The 15309-nt window shown below is 64.9% G+C and carries 13 protein-coding genes and 1 tRNA gene; 8 read left to right on the top strand and 6 right to left on the bottom strand.

What is annotated here, in order from left to right; genetic code table 11:
* Positions 1-40: 40 nt before the first annotated feature.
* The 3 genes from P9220_RS00545 to trxB all read right to left on the bottom strand — a co-directional run bounded on the left by P9220_RS00545 (position 41) and on the right by trxB (position 2723).
* A complete protein-coding gene (locus P9220_RS00545; RefSeq protein WP_309763080.1) occupies positions 41-661 on the bottom strand; it encodes a trimeric intracellular cation channel family protein in 621 nt (206 codons plus the stop codon).
* Between the two features lie 2 nt (positions 662-663).
* Positions 664-1461, bottom strand: coding sequence for a Smr/MutS family protein (locus P9220_RS00540; RefSeq protein ID WP_309763079.1), 798 nt, complete (start codon positions 1459-1461; stop codon positions 664-666).
* Positions 1462-1715: 254 nt separating this feature from the next.
* On the bottom strand, positions 1716-2723 hold the full coding sequence (gene trxB, locus P9220_RS00535) for a thioredoxin-disulfide reductase (RefSeq protein ID WP_309763078.1): 1008 nt from the start codon (positions 2721-2723) through the stop codon (positions 1716-1718).
* Positions 2724-3080: 357 nt separating this feature from the next.
* Between trxB and P9220_RS00530 the strand changes: the two genes are divergently transcribed.
* Both P9220_RS00530 and lolA read left to right on the top strand, forming a co-directional pair.
* Positions 3081-5405 (top strand): DNA translocase FtsK 4TM domain-containing protein, encoded by a 2325-nt coding sequence (locus P9220_RS00530; RefSeq protein ID WP_309763077.1) that lies wholly within the window; start codon positions 3081-3083, stop codon positions 5403-5405.
* Positions 5402-6112 carry an outer membrane lipoprotein chaperone LolA gene (lolA, locus tag P9220_RS00525; RefSeq protein WP_404980391.1) on the top strand — a complete coding sequence of 237 codons (711 nt, stop codon included), beginning with the start codon at positions 5402-5404 and terminating at the stop codon, positions 6110-6112. Before P9220_RS00530 ends, lolA begins: the two co-directional genes overlap by 4 nt.
* A 159-nt stretch (positions 6113-6271) precedes the next feature.
* On the opposite strand, the gene P9220_RS00520 is transcribed toward lolA, so the two are convergent.
* Positions 6272-7201: a LysR family transcriptional regulator gene (locus P9220_RS00520; protein ID WP_309763074.1), complete on the bottom strand. Its 930-nt coding sequence runs from the start codon at positions 7199-7201 to the stop codon at positions 6272-6274.
* Between the two features lie 117 nt (positions 7202-7318).
* Here P9220_RS00520 and speB point away from each other — a divergent pair, with 117 nt between their 5' ends.
* Positions 7319-8329: an agmatinase gene (speB, locus tag P9220_RS00515; RefSeq protein ID WP_404980392.1), complete on the top strand. Its 1011-nt coding sequence runs from the start codon at positions 7319-7321 to the stop codon at positions 8327-8329.
* 180 nt (positions 8330-8509) lie between these two features.
* Here the strand turns inward: speB and cytX are convergent, their stop codons facing one another.
* Complete coding sequence (gene cytX, locus P9220_RS00510) at positions 8510-9814, bottom strand: putative hydroxymethylpyrimidine transporter CytX (protein WP_309763073.1); 1305 nt, start codon at positions 9812-9814, stop codon at positions 8510-8512.
* A gap of 235 nt (positions 9815-10049) precedes the next feature.
* On the opposite strand from cytX, the gene P9220_RS00505 reads away from it, so the two are divergent.
* From P9220_RS00505 to P9220_RS00495, 3 genes are all read left to right on the top strand, one after another.
* Positions 10050-11366, top strand: a complete 1317-nt coding sequence (locus tag P9220_RS00505) for a replication-associated recombination protein A (RefSeq protein WP_309763072.1) — start codon at positions 10050-10052, stop codon at positions 11364-11366.
* A gap of 199 nt (positions 11367-11565) precedes the next feature.
* Positions 11566-12864, top strand: coding sequence for a serine--tRNA ligase (serS, locus tag P9220_RS00500; protein ID WP_309763071.1), 1299 nt, complete (start codon positions 11566-11568; stop codon positions 12862-12864).
* 109 nt (positions 12865-12973) lie between these two features.
* Positions 12974-13064: transfer RNA gene (locus tag P9220_RS00495), tRNA-Ser, on the top strand.
* 91 nt (positions 13065-13155) lie between these two features.
* On the opposite strand, the gene P9220_RS00490 is transcribed toward P9220_RS00495, so the two are convergent.
* The gene (locus tag P9220_RS00490; RefSeq protein ID WP_309763069.1) at positions 13156-13506 is read right to left on the bottom strand and encodes a hypothetical protein; all 351 of its coding nucleotides are present in this window, start codon (positions 13504-13506) and stop codon (positions 13156-13158) included.
* A gap of 208 nt (positions 13507-13714) precedes the next feature.
* Here P9220_RS00490 and map point away from each other — a divergent pair, with 208 nt between their 5' ends.
* Entirely contained in the window at positions 13715-14497 is a 783-nt protein-coding gene (gene map, locus P9220_RS00485; protein ID WP_309763068.1) for a type I methionyl aminopeptidase, read from the top strand.
* Positions 14498-14664: 167 nt separating this feature from the next.
* Positions 14665-15189, top strand: a complete 525-nt coding sequence (locus tag P9220_RS00480) for a GNAT family N-acetyltransferase (protein WP_309763067.1) — start codon at positions 14665-14667, stop codon at positions 15187-15189.
* The last annotated feature ends 120 nt before the right edge of the window (positions 15190-15309 follow it).

The raw sequence follows: 15309 nt of genomic DNA, 5'->3' as shown, positions 1-15309 counted from the left end.
AGCAAATCGACGCCTCGTCGCCGCCCGCGCCCCCGCGCCGCTAATGCGGCAGCCGGATATCGAACTTGAAGGTGATGAGCCGCGCCACGAGGATGAAGGCCGTCGACAGCAGGACGTTGTAGATCGGCTCGACGGCGAACTGCTCCAAGCCGATGTACATCCAGCAGCCCGCGAACGCGCACACCGCGTAGGGCCGCGAATCGCGCAGGATCAGAGGGATTTCGTTGCACAGCACGTCGCGCATGATGCCGCCGAACACGCCGGTCGTGACGCCCATCATCGTCGCGGTGAAAACGGGCATTTGCGCATCGAGCGCGATGGACGTGCCCGACACGCTGAAGAGGCCGAGCCCGATGGCGTCGGTGACGAGAAGCGCGCGCTGATCGAAGAGGCGCGTCGTCACGCGCAGGAACAGCGGCGCGAAGATCGACATCGCGAAAATCGCGAGCACGTATTCCTGATGCTCGACCCAGTAGAAGGGGCGGCGCGACAGCAGCACGTCGCGCACGGTGCCGCCGCCGAACGCGGTCGCGAGCGCGACGAGAAATGCGCCGACCGCGTCGAGCCGGCGCTTCCTCGCTTCGATGAGGCCGGAGAGCGCATACGCGAAAATCGCGAACGCCTCCATGATGGAAATGGCGAGGGTGAGTCTGGGATGCACGTCTATTCCGTTTTGCGGGTCTTGTCTTCGGGATGGTTGTGATGCCGCGGCGTGCCGCCCGGCTGCAGCAGCACGAGCACGGCGCCCTCGCCGCCGTCGTGCGGACGCGCCTGACAGAAGGCAATCACCTCCGCCTTCTGCACGAGCCACGCGCGCACCTTGCCCTTGAGCACCGGATGCTTGCCGATGGACCCGAGCCCCTTGCCGTGAATCACGCGCAGGCAGCGCAGCCCGCGCTTCACCGATTCGCGGATGAATTCCGCCAGCGCCTCGCGTGCTTCCTCGCGCCGCATGCCGTGCAGATCGAGTTGCGCCTGCACGATCCACGCGCCGCGCCGCAGCTTTCTCACGACTTCCTGACTGACGCCCGGCCGGTGGAAGGACAGCGTTTCGTCGATGTCGAGCAGGCTTTCGGGATCGTATTCGTCGGAGAGCGCTTCCTGCAGCACCGCTTCTTCGTCGCGCAGGCTCTGGAGCGGCAGCGGCGAAGGCGGCACGCGGGGCGCCATCGTGCGCGGAGGCGTTCTGAGCGGCTCGACTTCGCCGATCGCGCGGCGAAACTCGTCGGCATCCGCGACGGCTTCGCGCTCGGCGCGCTTCACGGCGACCCGTTCGGCCTGGCGCTTGTCGGCGTCCGCTTTCAGCGCGGACTTTAGCGATGCAAGACCGGCGAGGCCGTCGCGCTTCACCGCCGCCGACACCTCGCGCGGATCGGCTGGCTTCTCGGCGGGCGCGGCTGCGCGCGGCGTTTCCCGGCGGCGGGCTTTCGGTTCGTGCGGGTGAGGATGATTTTTGGGCATCGTTCGGCCTGAAGAGTCGGCTGCAGTTCAAAAGCCAGGCTTGAGGACGGCACGCGACGCGGCGCGCCGATTGTGCCACGGGCGCGATGCCGTCGAATGCGCGATGGTGAAACGCGCGTGGCCGTACGGGGAAACAAAAAACGGGCCGAGGCCCGTTTTGTCGAAACGCCGGTATGGATCAGGCGTCGCGTTGCGCCGAATGCAGCGCGCCCAGCCCCATTCCAGCGGCCCGGCGCACTGTATCGCCTTGCCGCTCAACGATCCTTTTCGTGGCTCATCGAGTGCGGCGTGGGCGTTTCGTCGATGGCTTCGAGATAGCGCTGCGCATCGAGCGCGGCCATGCAGCCCGTGCCGGCGCTGGTGATCGCCTGACGATAGATGTGATCCTGCACGTCGCCCGCCGCGAACACGCCGGGGATGCTCGTCGCGGTTGCGTTGCCGGTCGTGCCGCCCTTCGTGATGATGTAACCGTTCTTCATCTCCACCTGGCCGGCGAAGAGATCGGTGTTCGGCTTGTGACCGATCGCGACGAACACGCCCTGCAGCGCGATGTCCGTGGTCTCGCCGGTGACCGTGTGCTTGACGCGCAGGCCGGTGACGCCGGATTCGTCGCCGAGCACTTCGTCGAGCACGTGATTCCACTTGATGTCGACCACGCCTTCCTTCTCTTTCGCGAGCAGGCGGTCGATCAGAATCGGCTCGGCGCGGAACTTGTCGCGGCGGTGGATCACCGTCACTTTCTTCGCGATGCCCGACAGATACAGCGCCTCTTCGACCGCCGTGTTGCCGCCGCCGATGACCGCGACTTCGCCGTTGCGATAGAAGAAGCCGTCGCAGGTGGCGCACGCGGACACGCCTTTGCCCATGAAGGCCTGCTCGGACGGATCGCCGAGATATTGCGCCGATGCGCCCGTCGAGATGATCAGCGAATCGCAGGTGTACTCGCCCGAATCGCCGATCAGACGGAACGGCCGCTCGTTCAGCTTCGCGGTGTGGATGTGGTCGAACACGATCTCGGTGTTGAAGCGGCGCGCGTGTTCCTCCATGCGCTGCATGAGTTCCGGACCCTGCACGCCCGAGGGATCGCCCGGCCAGTTTTCGACGTCGGTCGTGGTCATCAGCTGGCCGCCTTGCGCGAGGCCGGTGACGAGCAGCGGCGACAGGTTCGCGCGCGCCGCGTAGACGGCGGCGGAGTAGCCGGCGGGGCCGGAACCGAGAATCAGCACTTTGGCGTGCTTGGGCGCGCTTTGGGATGAAGACATGGCGATGGTCCGTTATTGATGGTCTGACCGGAAGCAGGGGATGACGTCAGCGCAGCAAGTTCGACTCCCGCGCGCGTCGCATTCCGATGACCCGTAGTTGGATGCAAGTCCTCGATTATAAAGGTCCGTGCGAAAGCCTTCCGAGTGAACCTTTCAATCGCTTTGATAGGCTTCCGTAGAAGATTCGACGCGAAAACGGCGCGCGCGCGGCATGTGAGGAGTGTTACAGGATGCAAGAACGCGCCCGTTTTTGCGCCTTTCCCCGCAATGCAGCGTTTACAATAGGCCACCGTTCGTACGGCCCCATTCGCCATCGGCGCTCATCAACCACGGGCCGCAAAAAGCGACACCGAATCAATGGCAAAAGCATCCTATTCCGCGAGCCCGCAGGCGTTGCCTCACCGCATGTCGCGGCTCTTCACCGAGATTCGCTGGATTCTCCAGGTCGCGCTCGGCCTGTTCCTCGTGATGGCGCTGATTTCCTACAGCCGCAAGGACCCGAGCTGGACGCACGCGGTCAGCGTCGATCACATTTCAAACTGGGCAGGCCGCGTCGGCGCGTACACGTCGGACATTCTGCTGCTCGTGTTCGGGCTGTCGTCGTACTGGCTCGTCGTGCTGCTCGGGCGGCGCATCATCGCGAATTACCGGCGCATCATCGAGCCGGCGGCGCAGTCATTGAAGGACGATGCCGACGCGCCGCGCGACCGCACGTGGCTCGCCGAAGCGTTCGCCTTCGTGCTCGTGCTGCTGGCCAGCGACGGCATCGAGGCGCTGCGCATGTGGTCGCTCAAGGTGCCGCTGCCGCGCGCGCCGGGCGGCGTCGTCGGCGATCTGATCGCGCGCCATGTATCGCATGCGCTGGGCTTCACCGGCGCCACGCTCTTTTTGCTGATCGCGCTGGCAATCGGCCTGTCGCTCTACTTCCGGTTCTCGTGGCTCTCGGTTTGCGAGAAGGTCGGCGAGGGCATCCTGAACGCAATCACCGGCGCGCAACTGCGGCGCGAAGCCGGCCGCGACCGCAAGCTCGGCGAGGAAGCCGCATCGAAGCGCGAGGGCAAGGTCGTGCGTTCGCGCGTGAAGCAGGAGGACCACGAGCCGGTCGTGATCGTCCCGCCGGTCGCCACGCCCGCGCGGTCCGAGCGCGTCGAGAAGGAAAAGCAGGCGCCGCTCTTCACGAACCTTCCGGGCGATTCGACGTTGCCGGCCATCTCCCTGCTCGATCCGCCGCCGAAGACGCAGGAGACCATCGCTGCGGATACGCTCGAATACACATCGCGTCTCATCGAAAAGAAGCTGAAGGACTTCGGCGTCGAAGTCAGCGTCGTCGCGGCGTATCCGGGGCCGGTCGTCACGCGCTATGAAATCGAGCCGGCGACGGGCGTGAAGGGCAGCCAGATCGTCGGTCTGGCGAAGGATCTGGCGCGTTCGCTGTCGCTCGTGTCGATTCGCGTCGTCGAGACGATTCCCGGCAAGAACTTCATGGCGCTCGAATTGCCGAACCAGCGCCGGCAGACGGTCAAGCTCTCGGAGATCCTCGGCTCCGAGGTGTACGCGAACGGCGCGTCGCCGCTCACGATGGGCCTCGGCAAGGACATCGGCGGCAATCCGGTCTGCGCCGACCTCGCGAAGATGCCGCACCTGCTGGTCGCGGGCACGACGGGTTCGGGCAAGTCGGTCGGCATCAACGCGATGATCCTCTCCCTGCTCTACAAGGCAAGCGCGGATCAGGTGCGGCTCATCCTCATCGATCCGAAGATGCTCGAAATGAGCGTCTACGAAGGCATTCCGCATCTGCTGTGTCCGGTCGTCACCGACATGCGGCAGGCGGGGCATGCGCTCAACTGGGCCGTGGCCGAGATGGAGCGCCGCTACAAGCTGATGAGCAAGATGGGCGTGCGCAACCTCGCGAGCTTCAATACGAAGATCGACGAAGCAAAGAAGCGCGACGAGAAGATTCCGAATCCGTTCAGCCTGACGCCGGACGATCCCGAGCCGCTCACGCGCCTGCCGAACATCGTCGTGGTGATCGACGAACTCGCCGACCTGATGATGGTCGTCGGCAAGAAAGTCGAAGAGCTGATCGCGCGGATCGCGCAGAAGGCGCGGGCGGCCGGCATCCATCTGATTCTGGCGACGCAGCGGCCGTCGGTCGATGTCATCACGGGCCTCATCAAGGCGAACGTACCGACGCGCATGGCGTTCCAGGTGTCGTCGAAAATCGACTCACGCACGATTCTGGATCAGCAGGGCGCGGAATCGCTGCTCGGCATGGGCGACATGCTGTATCTGCCGCCGGGCTCGGGCCTGCCGGTGCGCGTGCACGGCGCGTTCGTATCGGATGAGGAAGTGCATCGCGTGGTCGACAAGCTGAAAGAACACGGCGAGCCGAATTACATCGAAGGGATTCTGGAGGGCGGGCTGGCGGGCGATGGCGACGAAGGCGCAGCCGGCGCGGGCGCGGGCTCGGCCGACGGCGAAGCCGATCCTTTGTACGATCAGGCGGTGGAAGTCGTCATCAAGAACAAGCGCGCTTCCATTTCGCTCGTGCAGCGGCATTTGCGGATCGGCTATAACCGGGCGGCGCGGCTTCTGGAACAGATGGAGAACTCGGGTCTCGTGTCGGCGATGTCGTCGAACGGCAACCGGGAGATTCTCACGCCGGCGCGCGAGGCGGAATGAGCGTCGCGCACGGTGAGCATTATTTGGAGAACGAGACTATGAAGCAACGAACGGGGAAGATATTCGGCGCGGCGATTCTGTCGGCGTCGATGCTTTTCGCGGCGCAGGCATTCGCGAGCGGCACGGAGCAGTTGAAGCAGTTCGTGTCGCAAGTTCACGCGGCGCGAGGCGAATTCACGCAGCAGGAAGTGAAAGCGCCGGGCAGGGCGAACAATGGCGCGGCGGCCACGCCCACAGCGTCGAAGGGCGCGAATTCCAGCGGCACGTTCATGTTCGCGCGGCCGGGCAAATTCATCTGGTCGTATGAGAAGCCGTATTCGCAAGTGCTGCAGGCGGACGGCGACAAGCTCTACGTGTACGACAAGGACCTGAACCAGGTGACGGTTCGCAGCCTCGGCGGTGCGCTCGGCGCAAGCCCGGCTGCGATCCTCTTCGGCAGCAACGATCTCGACAAGAACTTCACGTTGCGCGATGCGGGCGTGAAGGGCGGCATCGACTGGCTGGAACTGACGCCGAAGGCGAAGGACACGCAGTTCGAGACGGTCGGCATCGGCTTCAAGGACGGTAATTTGCAGGCGATGGAATTGCACGATGTGTTCGGTAACGTCACGCTGCTTACGTTTCTGAACATCCAGAAGAACCCGCCGATCAAAAGCGATACCTTCAAGTTCAACGTGCCGAAGGGCGCGGATGTGATCAACGGGTAAAGAGATGCCGCCCGACTTCCCATCGGGGCGTTTTGGATAGTCAGAAGAACCCGCCGATCCACGGCGGGACTTCAATTTCAGCAGGTCAAGCAAAGCGCGGCTCTCTCGGGCCGCGCGTCATTTGCGGTCTCGGCTTTTAGTGATAACCGGCGAGGAGCGTCACTGCTTTCTAGCTGCAAGACACTTCGGTGCATGCGCCGCGCTCATATCCTCGATAAACGCATCGAGAATCTCGTTGCGTTCTCCGCGATCCCGCCGCGCGCGCGTCACCATCTGGAAGGCGACGCGATAACGCATCGTCGCTTCGTTCAGCGGCGCAAGCAGTCCGTCGTCCACATACGACGCGGCGAAGTGCTCCGGCAGATAGCCGAGATGCCGCCCCGACAGCACCAGCATGGCGACCGCTTCCATATTGTCCGCCACCGCGCTGATCGAGCGCGGCGTCAGCGCGCCCGCTTCGGGCAGCGGATAGCTGCGCCACGCCCAGTCGTGTTCGGCGGCCTCATCGAGCGACACGTCGCCCGCGCGGGCGTAGAGCGGATGCGTGCGCGCGCAATACGCGAGCTGATCCTCCGCGAAAATTTCCGTGTAATCGAGCGACGGCACGCGATGCCAGAAATATCCGATCGCCATCTGAATGCGCCCGGCAAGCAGCATCTCTTCCAGTTCGCTGGGCGACCGGACGAGCACGGCGAAGCGCACCGATTCGTCGCGTTCCCGAAAACGCGCGATGGCCTCGCCGATGCGCGCGTTGGCGCTGACCGGCGTCGTGCCGATCATCCCGAGCGTCAGCGTGCCGACGAGCTTTCTGCCGACGTTTCGCGCGGTGGAATCGAACGTATCGACGGCGACGAGCAGCGTCCGGCAGGCATCGACGAATTGCTCGCCGCGCGCGGTGAGTGCGAAGCCGCCGCGTCCGCGGTCGCATAGCCGATAGCCGAGCCGCGTTTCGAGCGTCGCGAGTTGCGTGCTGATGGTCGACTGGCCCACGTTCAGCGTTGCCTGCGCGGATGAAACGCCGCCCGCATCGACGATGGCCAAAAAGACGCGGATGAGCCGCAAATCCAGGTCCGAGAGGTGAGTGAACATGCGTGCCGCCGTTAGATCGATTCGTATCGATGTGTAGTTGATGCCGGCGGCATTTTAACTTGGCGGGAAAGGCGGTACTAATGAGGTTTGTCAGCCTTTCAGCTCACATTCACTGCCATGAATACATCGTCGCTTTTCGCTCCCGCCGAACACTTCGATTCGCACTTCCGCGATCATCGCGCCGAGCGGCCGCAGCCGCTGTCGGGCAATCAGATGCCGCGCTGCGGCGGAATCACGACGATGATGCGCCTGCCGCACGTCGCATCCGCCGCCGGGCTCGACGCGTGTTTCGTCGGGGTGCCGTTCGATCTCGGCACGTCGAACCGGACCGGCGCGCGCTTCGGGCCGCGCCAGGTGCGCAACGAATCGGTGCTGCTGCGCCCCTACAACATGGCGACGCGCGCCGCGCCGTTCGACTCGCTGTGCGTGGCGGATGTAGGCGATGTGGCGATCAATCCGTACAACCTGCCCGATTCGATCGACCGGATCGAGCGGGCGTATCGCGAGATTCTCGAGCACGATTGCAAGCCGATCACGCTCGGCGGCGACCACACCATCGCGTTGCCGATCCTGCGTGCGATCCACGCGAAGCACGGCAAAGTCGGCTTGATTCACGTCGACGCCCACGCGGACGTCAACGACACGATGTTCGGCGAGAAAATCGCGCACGGCACGCCCTTTCGCCGCGCGGTGGAGGAGGGCTTGCTCGATTGCGAGCGCGTCGTGCAGATCGGCCTGCGCGGAACCGGCTACGAAGCGGGCGATTTCGACTGGTGCCGCGAGCAGGGCTTTCGCGTCGTGCAGACGGAGGAATGCTGGAACAAGTCGCTCGCACCGTTGATGGATGAAGTGCGCGCGCAGTTGAGCGACGGGCCGGTGTACATCACGTTCGATATCGACGGCATCGACCCGGCGTTCGCGCCCGGAACCGGCACGCCGGAAATCGCGGGACTGACGGTGCCGCAGGCGCTCGAAATCGTGCGGGGCGCGTGGGGCTTGAATATTGTCGGCGCGGATCTGGTGGAAGTCGCGCCGCCTTACGATCCGTTCGGCACCACTGCGTTGCTGGCGGCCAATATCGCGTTTGAATTGCTGTGCGTGCTGCCGGGCGTGGAGCGGCGCGTTTGAGCGCGCAGGCGATACGCCGAGGCGGGCGCGTTACGCGCTGAACGCGCAGCGGCGGCGCGGCTGAACGCGCACGAACGGTTCGATCCGGCGTGCGCGCCATGCACTTTGCGCGAAGCGTGCTTCGCGCTATGCGGATGGCGTTGCGCTCCGTCCTCGCTCAGAGCGTCGCGCAAGACGCCTTCACGAAGCCAGCGCCGCCCGCCGCGCCGATACCAGCAGCAGATAGCACGCCGCACCGAGCGCGAGCGCCGGCAGCGTCGCGCCGAGGTTCGGCAGCCACTGGTTGATCGCGTGATACGCCGCAATGCCGATTGCCCATGCGACGAACGCGCTCACGTGCCAGCCGCCGGAATAGCCGTAGCGCCCGTCGATGCGCCCGAGCGCCGCGGCATCGACCCGGCGCTTTCTCACGATGAAGTGATCCGCCAGCACCACGCCGAAGAGCGGCGCGAACACCGAGCCGATCAGCAGCAGGAAGTTCTGGTACTTGCCCATGGCGACGAAGAGCGCGACCAGCGTGCAGAGCGCGCCGTAGCCCGCCGACAGCATCGGCACGCTGGCGCGCGCCCAGAACGTGCCGGTCGAAACGGCGGCCGAGTGGATATCGGCGAAGGCGTTGTCGATTTCATCGATCAGGATCAGCAGCAGCGCGACGCCGCCGCCCGCCTGCGCCAGCGCGACGGTCAGAAGCGCATCGCCGCCGCCCGCTGCGAGGCCGTACACCGCGCCCAGCGCATAGAACCACAGGTTCGCGATGCCGTAGCCCAGCAGCGTGCCGCGGAACGTGCCGCCCGCGCTGCGCCCGAAGCGCGTGTAATCCGCGATGAGCGGCAGCCACGAAAGCGGCATCGCGACGACCAGATCGATGCCCGCGCCGAACGCCATTTCGCCGGTGCCGGGGCGCGCCAGGAGCGAAGCGAGGTCGTGCGTCGAAAGCAGATTCCACGTGAGCCAGCCCGCGCCGCCGAGCAGCAGCCAGATGCCCCACGTCCGCAGAAAGCGCCGCACGAAGGAGAGCGGGCCGCTCACGGCGAGCAGCGTCGCGAGCGCGCCGAAAAGCAGCGTCCAGACGAGCGGGATCGACAGATGGAAGGATTGCTTCGCGAGCGCGTCGGCGGAATCGCGCATCACGATGATTTCAAACGAGCCCCAGCCGACCAGTTGCACCGCGTTCAGCACCGCCGGCGCCGACGCGCCGCGCACGCCGAGCGTCGGGCGCAGCGACGACATCGCCGCAAGCCCCGTATCCGTGCCGATGACGCCGGCAAGCGCGAGCAGCACGACGCCGATCGCCGTGCCGATGACGATGGCGGCGAGCGCGTGCGGCAGCGACAGCCCCGGCACCAGCAGCGCGCCCGCCTGCGCGACCAGCAAGCCGATGCCGAGCGAAAACCACAGCGCGAACGCGTCGCTCGTGCCGAAAGCGCGCCGCTCGGAGGGCACCGGCGTGAGCGGCGCGTAGGTGGACGTGTTCTCTTGCTGCATCGGATCGGATCCCCAGGTTGTGTCGGTTCGGAATGACGGCCGCCGCCGTGAATCATGTGCAGCTTCCGGCTGTCATAATCCCCGGAATCGTTACCCATTTTGCGCCACGGCTGGCCGCGCGGATACCTGGCCGAATGGCCGATGCACCGCGCTCCATGAAAAGCGCAAGATTATCGCCGCGTTCGGTCTGCGTGCGATACGCGCGCCAACCTGCATCTATTGCGTCCACAGCACCATGTTCGAACAAAATCGTGGCAACGTTCCGCTCGCGGAGCGCCTGCGTCCCCGCACCATCGACGATGTAATCGGCCAGAAGCATCTGCTCGGGCCCAACAAGCCGCTGCGCGTCGCCTTCGAATCGGGCGAGGCGCATTCGATGATTCTCTGGGGCCCGCCCGGCGTCGGCAAGACGACGCTCGCGCGCCTGATGGCCGCTGCGTTCCACGCGGAGTTCATCTCGCTGTCGGCGGTGCTGTCGGGCGTGAAGGACATCCGCGAGGCCGTCGAGACTGCGCAGATCCATCGCGCGAACGGGCGGCAGACGCTTGTGTTCGTCGACGAAGTGCATCGCTTCAACAAGAGCCAGCAGGACGCGTTCTTGCCGCATGTCGAATCGGGCCTGTTCGTGTTCGTCGGGGCGACGACCGAGAATCCATCGTTCGAGGTGAACAGCGCGTTGTTGTCACGCGCGGCGGTGTATGTGCTCAAAAGCCTCGATGCCGACGAGCTGAAGGAACTGCTCGAACGCGCGACCGCGGAGCTGGGCGGCCTGACGTTCACGGACGAAGCGCGCGACGCGCTCATCGGCTCGGCGGACGGCGACGGGCGCAAGCTCCTCAACAACCTCGAGATCGTCGCGCGCGCGGCGGCGCAACAGAAGACAACCGAAGTCGACGGCGCGTTGCTCGGCAGCGCGCTCGCGGAAAACCTGCGGCGTTTCGACAAGGGCGGCGACGCGTTCTACGACCAGATCAGCGCGCTGCATAAGTCGGTGCGCGGCAGCAACCCCGACGCGGCGCTCTACTGGTTCTGCCGCATGATCGACGGCGGCGCGGACGCGCGTTATCTCGCGCGGCGCATCGTACGCATGGCGTGGGAGGACATTGGGCTGGCCGACCCGCGCGCCGCGCGCATCGCGCTCGATGCCGCCGAAACGTACGAACGCCTCGGCACGCCCGAAGGCGAACTGGCGCTCGCGCAGGCGCTGATCTATCTCGCGGTCGCGCCGAAATCGAATGCGGGCTACAACGCGTATAACGAGGCGCGGCGATTCGTCGGCAAGGACCAGTCGCGCGGCGTGCCGGTGCATCTGCGCAATGCGCCGACGAAGCTGATGAAAGAGCTCGGCTACGGCCACGAATATCGCTACGCGCACGACGAGCCCGACGCTTACGCCGCCGGCGAAACGTACCTGCCGGACGGCATGCGCGATCCACACTGGTATCAGCCGACGCCGCGTGGGCTGGAAGGCAAGATCGGCGAGAAGCTCTCGCGGCTGGCCGAACTGGACGATGCCTGGCGGCGCGAGCATCGGGATGGCAAGAAGCGGTGATGCGATGGCCGTTTCGCTCCTGCGCGATGCGAATTTCGTCAGGCGAGCGGGCGAGGCACGCTGGCCGGCGCGGACGATGCACTAGACTTTCCACTGCACTTTCGTTTCGCCTTCGCACACGGCGCCGGTTGCCGGATAGCGGCCAATTGTCGGTACGCTAGAATCGGCGTTTCCGAATACTTAACAAAAGCAGCCCGCCATGCTCGACATTCAACTCCTCCGCAAAGACCTGGACGGCGTCGCGAAGCGCCTCGCCGATCGGGGCTATACGCTCGACGTCGCCGCCTTTGCCGCGCTCGAAGCCGAGCGCCGCGAGATCCAGACCCGCACCGAAGAACTCCAGGCGCGCCGCAACAGCCTGTCGAAGCAGATCGGTGCGATGAAAGGCCGCGGCGAGGACGCCTCTGCCGTCATGGCGGAAGTCGGCGGCATCGGCGAGACGATGAAGGCATCGGCGGCGCAACTGGACGACGTGCAAAAGCGCCTGTCGGACCTGATGCTGACCGTGCCGAATCTGCCCCACGAAAGCGTGCCCGTGGGCAACGATGAGACGCAGAACGTCGAAGTGCGGCGCTGGGGCGCACCGCGCGCGTTCGATTTCGAAGTGAAGGATCACGTCGATGTCGGCGCGCCGCTCGGTCTCGACTTCGAAACGGGCGCGAAGCTGTCGGGCGCGCGCTTCACGCTGCTGCGCGGACCGATCGCGCGGCTGCATCGCGCGCTCGCGCAGTTCATGATCGACACGCATACGGAGCAGCACGGTTATACCGAGGCTTACACGCCGTATATCGTCAATCCGGAGATTCTGTACGGCACCGGCCAGTTGCCGAAATTCGCCGACGACATGTTCCGCGTGGAGAAGGGCGGCGACGAGAACACGGTCACGCAGTATCTGATTTCGACGTCGGAAATCTCGCTGACGAATACGGTGCGCGACAGCATCCTCGAAGCGGGCGCGCTGCCTGTGAAGCTGACGGCGCATTCGCCGTGCTTCCGTTCCGAGGCGGGTTCGTATGGACGCGACACGCGCGGGCTGATCCGCCAGCATCAGTTCGACAAGGTCGAGATGGTTCAGGTCGTCGCGCCCGAACATTCGTACGCGGCGCTCGACGAAATGGTCGGCCAGGCAGAAGCCATCCTGCAGAAGCTCGAACTGCCGTACCGGGTCATTACGCTGTGCACGGGCGACATGGGATTCTCCGCGGCGAAGACGTTCGACCTCGAAGTCTGGTTGCCGGCGCAGAACACGTATCGCGAAATTTCGAGCTGTTCGAATACCGAGGCGTTCCAGGCGCGGCGCATGCAGGCGCGCTTTCGCAACGCGCAGGGCAAGCCGGAGTTCGTGCACACGCTCAACGGTTCGGGGCTGGCGGTCGGTCGCACGCTCGTCGCGGTGCTCGAAAACTTCCAGAACGCGGACGGCTCGGTGACGATTCCGGCGGCGCTGCGCCCGTACATGCGCGGTGCGGAGCGTATCGAAGCGGGTGCATCGGCGTGATGCTTATTTGCAAAAAGGTGCTTGAAAACTTCCGAGTCTTCGATATACTTTCATTCTTCGTTGAGCAGCGACCCGCTTGGCGAAGGCCGGCAGAAGCAAGCTGGTAGACGGAAAGGTGGCAGAGTGGTCGAATGTACCTGACTCGAAATCAGGCGTACGGTTTCCCCGTACCGTGGGTTCGAATCCCACCCTTTCCGCCAAAATTCAAAACCCCGCAAGTCGAGAGACTTGCGGGGTTTTTCATTTCCGGTCTATGTGCGGACCCGCAAACCGCCGGGTCCGATACCGACCTCAAACCGCGCACCGCGCCACGTCGAACCTCATCTCCGGCTCGGGCACGCCGCCATCGTCGCTCGCCGACTGCTGCACCTTCACGATCGATCCGTACCCCGACGGCGTCAACGTCACAAGCCAGGCATTCGATCCGACGAGCAGCTCGGTGGAACCCTGGTCGCGCATCACTTGCGCCGACGGTAGCCTGCGCTGCAGGCAGCTCGATATATCCGATGCCGCGCGCGCCGACGAGACATAGATCACGGGTTTCGATGCCCGTAACTCGGGACCACTGGTCGAACTGCACGCGGCAAGCGCCCCGGCAGCCGAGGCAAAAGCGAGAACGACAAAAACACGATGCAAGGTCATAACGCTCCGTAAGAAAACCCAATTGGCCGACGAACGCGACATGCGCCGAAACGGCGGGAAAGGCCGTCCTCGAAGCGCGCGCGCCCGTTGCCAGGAGCGGCAATGCTATCATCGGGCCCATTGTCCTCGTGCGCGGCGCACCATCGGCAGTCGCCAGCGGCGGCGCCCGGCCCGCATGCAGGCGGCACGAATCCACCCGCATCGCTCAATGGCCATCACCCTCAAGACTCCCGCCGACATCGAGAAATTGCGCATCTCAGGCCGCATGGCCGCCGAAGTCCTCGCGATGATCGCCGAACACGTGCGCCCCGGCGTCACGACCGACGAACTCGACGCCATCTGCAATCGCTTCATCGTCGACGAACTGAAGGCCATCCCCGCGAACGTCGGCTACATGGGCTTTCCGAAGACGGTCTGCACGTCGGTCAATCACGTGGTCTGTCACGGCATTCCGGGGCCGAAGGAATTGAAGGATGGCGACATCGTCAACATCGATGTCGCGATCATCAAGGACGGCTACTTCGGCGACACGAGCCGCATGTACTACGCCGGCACGCCGGGCAAGGAAGCGCGCCGTCTGACTGAAACGACATACGAAGCGATGGTCGCCGGCATCCGCGCGGTGCGTCCCGGCGCGACGCTCGGCGATATCGGCTTCGCGATTCAATCGGTGGCGCATCGCGAAGGCTTCTCCGTGGTGCGCGAGTATTGCGGCCACGGCATCGGCCGGGTGTATCACGAAGATCCGCAAGTGCTGCATTACGGCCAGCGCGGCGCGGGACTGCGTCTCAAGCCCGGCCTCGTCTTCACCATCGAGCCGATGATCAACGCGGGCCGCGCGGCCACGCAGCAATCGCGCGATGGCTGGACCGTCACGACCAAGGACCGCTCCCTGTCGGCGCAATGGGAGCATATGGTCGCCGTCACCGAAGAAGGCTTCGAGCTGCTCACGCCCTGGCCCGACGGCACGGGTCCGTATGCCCAGCCGTGAACGGGGCGACGTCTGGAAAAACGCGAAAGCGTGCGCTGTAAAGCACTTTCCAGGATTTAGGAATTGACGGGTTCGCCCGTTCGGATGAAGCTACGCGAATGGGCCTGCGCCCGGGCCGCCGCGAGGCGCCTCAGCACAGCCAGAAAGCCAGAGAGATAATCGCCCGCATGAGTCCCTCACTGACCGTCAGCCGCATCGGCGCGCAACAAGGTTCGGTTTTGCGCGAGCTTCGCACGGCATCGCTGCGCGAAGCGCCGTACGCGTTCGGCGAAACACTGGAAGACACGCTGCTCGTCGATCCCGCTTCCTTCGACGATGCCGCCTCGCTGCACGCCGGCTCGCCCCGGCTCGCGACATTCCTGCTGTACACCGAAGGGCATCCGGCCGGGCTCGTGCATGCGTATATCGAAGAAACCGATGACAGGCGCGCGTTCGTGAGCGCGCTCTGGGTCGCCCCGGCGGTCCGTCATTTGCGCGGCGGCGAACTGCTCGTGAACTTCGCATCGCAGTGGCTCGCGGAGCAGGGCGCATCGGAAGTGCATGCATGGATCGCCGATGAGAACCGCAACGCGATGCGCTTCTACGAACGCCTCGGCTTCGGCCCCACCGGCGATCGACGCGCGATGCCGATGCACGAGCAGGAAGCGGAATCGCTCTACGTGCGTCACATGAAGTCCGGACACGACGTTTAAGCCCTTCGGTCAAGCCTCTGCATCGCGTGCGCGCCGCACGCACTCATCTGTTCGATGCCAGAAAATCGGCCTGAAAAACTATGGCCGCGAGCGTGTACGCCTGTAAAATACGCAAAATTT

The organism is Caballeronia sp. LZ016, assembly GCF_031450805.1.
Lineage (GTDB): Bacteria > Pseudomonadota > Gammaproteobacteria > Burkholderiales > Burkholderiaceae > Caballeronia.
This window is presented reverse-complemented; position numbering and strand designations above follow the sequence as displayed.